At 70.7% G+C, this 4,535-nt stretch carries 4 protein-coding genes and 1 pseudogene; 1 reads left to right on the forward strand and 4 read right to left on the reverse strand.

Annotation, left to right across the window (positions count from 1 at the left end):
• Positions 1–296 precede the first annotated feature (296 nt).
• Positions 297–1,298: an AI-2E family transporter gene (locus ACWDX9_RS60290; protein ID WP_449972907.1), complete on the forward strand. Its 1,002-nt coding sequence runs from the start codon at positions 297–299 to the stop codon at positions 1,296–1,298.
• Here the strand turns inward: ACWDX9_RS60290 and ACWDX9_RS60295 are convergent.
• The 4 genes and pseudogenes from ACWDX9_RS60295 to ACWDX9_RS60310 form a co-directional block, all read right to left on the reverse strand.
• Positions 1,284–2,165 (reverse strand): DUF6597 domain-containing transcriptional factor, encoded by an 882-nt coding sequence (locus tag ACWDX9_RS60295; protein WP_449972901.1) that lies wholly within the window; start codon positions 2,163–2,165, stop codon positions 1,284–1,286. The two genes, ACWDX9_RS60290 and ACWDX9_RS60295, sit on opposite strands and share 15 nt — an antisense overlap.
• 19 nt (positions 2,166–2,184) lie before the next feature.
• Positions 2,185–3,048 (reverse strand): hypothetical protein, encoded by an 864-nt coding sequence (locus ACWDX9_RS60300; protein WP_449972903.1) that lies wholly within the window; start codon positions 3,046–3,048, stop codon positions 2,185–2,187.
• Positions 3,049–3,102: 54 nt separating this feature from the next.
• Entirely contained in the window at positions 3,103–4,299 is a 1,197-nt protein-coding gene (locus tag ACWDX9_RS60305) for an ABC transporter permease (RefSeq protein WP_449972905.1), read from the reverse strand.
• Positions 4,296–4,535, reverse strand: a pseudogene (locus ACWDX9_RS60310) (hypothetical protein); the annotation flags it as partial. The gene ACWDX9_RS60305 and the pseudogene ACWDX9_RS60310, both read right to left, overlap by 4 nt.

The following is a 4,535-nucleotide window of genomic DNA, read 5'->3' on the forward strand; positions in this document are numbered from 1 at the left end:
CCGTTCAAGTCCCTGTCAAATTGACCCGACTTGCTCGACCTGCTGGAATTAAGACCCGCCCCGCTTCCGGGACAACCCCTCTAACTTACCAGCCCCCAGAACCAGACGCGCACGTCTCGCACCGAAGTGGAAGGGAGGTTGCCCCCGAGTGAGATCGACGATCAAGCGCCGCCCTCTCGGGACTGGTGAACTCTATGTACGCCTCCGGGAACCGTCAAATCGACGGTACGCACGCCTACCGGGGGTACGTACCGGCCGTGCGAGAGCAAGCGGCGCCAAGGGCGCTCATCATCCTGGTGGGCATAGCGGCCGCCGTCATCGTCCTCTACGGCATCCGTGAGGTCGCGTCGATAGCCGGCCCCATCGTGCTGGCGCTGGTGCTCGTCATCGCCGTCTCCCCCGTGCGGCGCAGGCTCGCCGCCTGGCACGCGCCCACCTGGCTCCAGGTCGCGGTGCCGTTCCTCATCGTCGTGCTCGTGCTTCTCGGCATGGTCGGCATCCTGGTCATCTCGGCCGCCCAGCTCGCCGCGCTGCTTCCCTCGTACGCCGCCCAGTTCCAGCGACTGCTCTCCGACGCCCAGCACTGGGCCACCACGCACGGCGTCAGCAACGACGTGCTCAACAAAGGGCTGGCGGCGTTCGACCCCGGCAAGATCGTGGAATTCGCGCAGGCTCTGCTGGGCAGTGTGATCGCCATTCTGTCGTCGATGTTTCTCATTGTCGTGTTGTTGCTGGCAATGTGTCTCGACGCTCCGGTGACGGCGAAAATACTCACCTCCGGCACGGGCAACGGCGCGCGGCTCGTCCCCGCGCTGGCCACGTTCGCGCACAAAACTCGGCGGTACCTGATCGTCTCGACCGTCTTCGGGATCATTTACGCGGTGCTCGACGTGATCGCCCTGACGCTGCTGGACGTACCGCTCCCGCTGCTCTGGGGTGTGCTGGCGCTCATCGCCAACTACATCCCCAACATCGGTTTCATCATCGGCCTGCTGCCGCCCGCCATGCTCGCGCTGCTGGACGGCGGCGTGCAGAAAATGTTGCTCGTCGTCGCCGCGTACACCGTGACCAATGTCGTCACGCAGTCGTTCGTTCTTCCCAAGTTCCTGGGGGACGCCGTGGGGCTGTCGACGACGATGACATTTCTTTCGCTGATCGTGTGGACATTCGTGTTGGGCCCGCTGGGCGCCATTCTCGCCATTCCGCTCAGCCTGCTGGCGCGGGCGCTGTTCATCGACAGCGACCCGGCCGCCGGATGGGCGCAGGCGCTGGTGTCGGGCAAGCTACCCCGCGGGTGAGACCAGGTGGCGCATGGACACCCCGCTCAGCCGCTTGACGTCGTGTGACAGGTGCGCCTGGTCGGCGTAGCCCGCCGTGACCGCCACCTCCGCCAGCGGGACGCCCGCGCGGGCCAGGGTCAGCGCGCGCTGGAAGCGGACGATGCGCTGGAGGATCTTGGGCGCGTAGCCGAACGTGACCAGGCTGCGGCGGTGCAGCTGGCGCTCGCTGAACCCCAGGTCCCACGCCACCTCGCCGACCGTGCGGCCCATCCTGAGCGCGCCGGCGATGGCGGCGGCCGTGGGATCGGCGGGGTCCTCGCGGGCCAGGCGCTCCCTGACCGCCGCGAGCATCGCGCCGAGCCGCCCGGGAGGCGCGACATCCGCGGAGTGCAGTGACGGGAGGTCGGCGAGCCGAACGGGCTGATCCCGGAGGGACGGGGGGTCAGACACCGAGACCCGCTGATCGCGGAGGGAGGAGAGAGCGAACACCCCGACGGGCTGATCGTGCAGGGAGGTGAGCTCGGCGAGCCGGGCAGGCTGATCACGGAGAGATGGAAGGGCGGGCACCCGGACGGGCTGGTCGCGGAGGGACGGGAGGTCGGAGACCCGGACGCGCTGGTCGCGCAACTCCTGGAGCGGGACGCCGAAGAAGTCGCCCACCGCCCCCGGCCTGAAGCGGATGCCGACGAAGGTGTCGCCGGAGGCCATCGGGGTCGGCATGGGCCCGGTGTCCGGACCGGCCACGAACAGCCCCTCCGGCCCCCAGATCAGGTCGACGCAGGCGTCGGGCACCACGAGCTGCGTGGCGTCGGCCTCGCTGACCTGATGCCACACGCAGGCGAGACGGCCCGCGAGGTCGGCGGTCGGAGGCCGTTCCACATACATGCCTCCAACGTACTCCGCCTCACTGACAGAACCCCGGCAGCCTCCCGTACGCCCGCAGCGTCCTGAGCCGGTGCACGGTGAGGTAGCCGCCCCACTCGTGCTCCACCAGCGGCGTCCACATCAGCCAGTTCCCGCTCCAGCCCCCGTCGTCGGACTGCGCGCGGAGCAGGGCGTCGAGGTGGGTGTCCAGGACGTCCTCCGTGAACATCGGGAGCCGCAGCGGCGACGGCGCGAAATCCAGGGGGAAGTGAGCGTCACCGGGCGCGTCAGGGTCGAAGGAGACGTTCGCGAGCAGCGCGTCACGCAACCGCGCGAACTCCGACTCCGCACGAGGGCGATCCGGCACCAGGTCCAGGAACGTCACGACGGCGCGGGCCTCGTACGGGCTGATCTCGGTGAGGGCGGCGATCCGCGACCAGCAGAAGTCGGTCGCGGCGGCGAGCCAGGGATGCGTGCTGCCGTGCTTGTGCAGCAGCCCCGCGATCGACGCGGTGGGGACGAGGTTCCCCGGCGGGTCGTCGGGGGTCTCCCACCACGGCGCGCGGGGCGTGTCGCGGACGGACGGCAGCACGAACGGCACGCCGCCGTCCGGCGTGCCGACCCCGGCCAGGTAGTCGCACGCGGCGGCCACCATCGGTGAGTCGAACGCGTCCAGCTCGTCGAGGATCCAGAAGGCCACCTCGACCGGCTCCGGCTGGCTGCCCGCGCCGCGCAGGTCGGGCTCGAGCGCGTGGCCGAAGCCGCCGTCGGTGTTCTGGTAGCAGCGCAGCACGTCGAGCACCCGTTCGCGGGGCCCGTCCCGGAACAGCGCCGCGAACCGCAACCTGTCGATCAGGCGGCCGTGGAGCTGCAGATATGTCTCAGCACGGTCGATCACGTCCATGACGGCGAAGCTACTCCTTCCTCTGGGCCGTTCTCTTGTCGAAATCGGACAGGCTCACGGAGTGGCCAGGGCCTCCGTCGGCGACATCCGCGCGGCCCGTACGGCCGGGTAGAAGCCCGCGATGCCGCCGATGACCAGCGTGGCGAGGACGCCGCCGAGCATCGCCCAGACCGGGACGATCGCGGGCCAGCTCTGCAGGCTCGCGTACGCCGCCGTGACGCCGATGCCGAGCAGCACGCCGCCCACGCCGCCGATGGCCGACAGCAGCAGCGACTCGGCGAGGAACTGCACCCGGACCTGGCCGCGCGTGGCCCCGAGGGAGCGGCGCAGGCCGATCTCGGCGCGCCGCTCCAGCACCGAGATGACCATCGTGTTGGCCACGCCCACGCCGCCGACCAGCAGGGCGACGCCGCCGAGGCCCAGCAGGAGCGCGTTCAGCGTGGCGTCGGTGGCCTGTTTTGCGGCCAGCACGTCGGACGGCCTCGACACCTCGACCTCGTTGGGCGTCTCCGGGTTCGCGGTGGCGGCCAGGACGTCGCGGACGGCGGCGACGTGCTGTTCCTGGGCCCTGGTGTAGATCGTGGTCGCGTACCCGTCGAAGCCGAGGCGCTCCTCCGCGACCGGCCAGCCGACCAGGGCAGCCGTGTCGAGCTCGGGGGCCAGGGGCGCGGGCGCGAGCACGCCCACGACGGTGAACCACTGCCCGCCCAGCCACACCCGCTGGTCGGGACCGGCCTGGACGACGCCGAGCCGGTCGGCCGCCTTGGCCCCGAGCACGGTGGCCGGGTAGCGGTGGGTGGCCTCGTTCAGCCAGACGCCGCTGACGACGGTGGCGCCGACGTCCTCGACGAGGTCGAGGCGGGCGGCGGTGACGGAGACGCTGCCGGTCTGGGCCTCGGGGATGTGGTCGTTGCGGTAGACCTTGGCCGGTGTGGTGCCGGTGGCGGTGACCGCGGTGACGGGGTCGATCTGGCCGATCATGCCCTCCGACTCGGCGGGCAGGTGGGACGCCTCTCCGAAGAGGGTCTGGCCGGGCGAGACGGTGAGCAGGTTCGTGCCGAGCGCTTCGAGCTGCCGGTTGAGGTCCTCCTGGCTGGAGGCGGAGATGCCGACGACGCCGAGCATGGCCGCGATGCCGATGGCGATGCCGAGCGCCGACAGGAACACCCGCAGCGGCCTGGCCCGCAGGCCCGCCCCGCCGACCCTGATCACGTCGCGCGGCCGCATCCGGGCGGCAACCAGAGGAGTCATGTCCGGACTCCGTCCACGCGCCCAACGCGCGCCTCCGGCACGACCAGGCCGTCCAGCATCTCGACCTGACGGGGCAGCGAGGACGCGATGTCGCGGTCGTGGGTGATGACGACCACGGTGGTGCCGCCCGCGTTCAGCTCGCGCAGCAGCTTCATCACGCCCGCTCCCGAGCGGGAGTCGAGGTTGCCGGTGGGCTTCTTCGCCGTCATCTTGGGCAGTGTGGTCAGCGAGACGAC

It is taken from the genome of Nonomuraea sp. NPDC003201, assembly GCF_053590415.1.

Bases quoted from the DNA above. Each gene is read 5' to 3' on its own strand.
- ACWDX9_RS60295 (WP_449972901.1), bottom strand. From the start codon at position 2,165: ATGTATGTGGAACGGCCTCCGACCGCCGACCTCGCGGGCCGTCTCGCC.
- ACWDX9_RS60300 (WP_449972903.1), bottom strand. From the start codon at position 3,048: ATGGACGTGATCGACCGTGCTGAGACATATCTGCAGCTCCACGGCCGC.
- ACWDX9_RS60305 (WP_449972905.1), bottom strand. From the start codon at position 4,299: ATGACTCCTCTGGTTGCCGCCCGGATGCGGCCGCGCGACGTGATCAGG.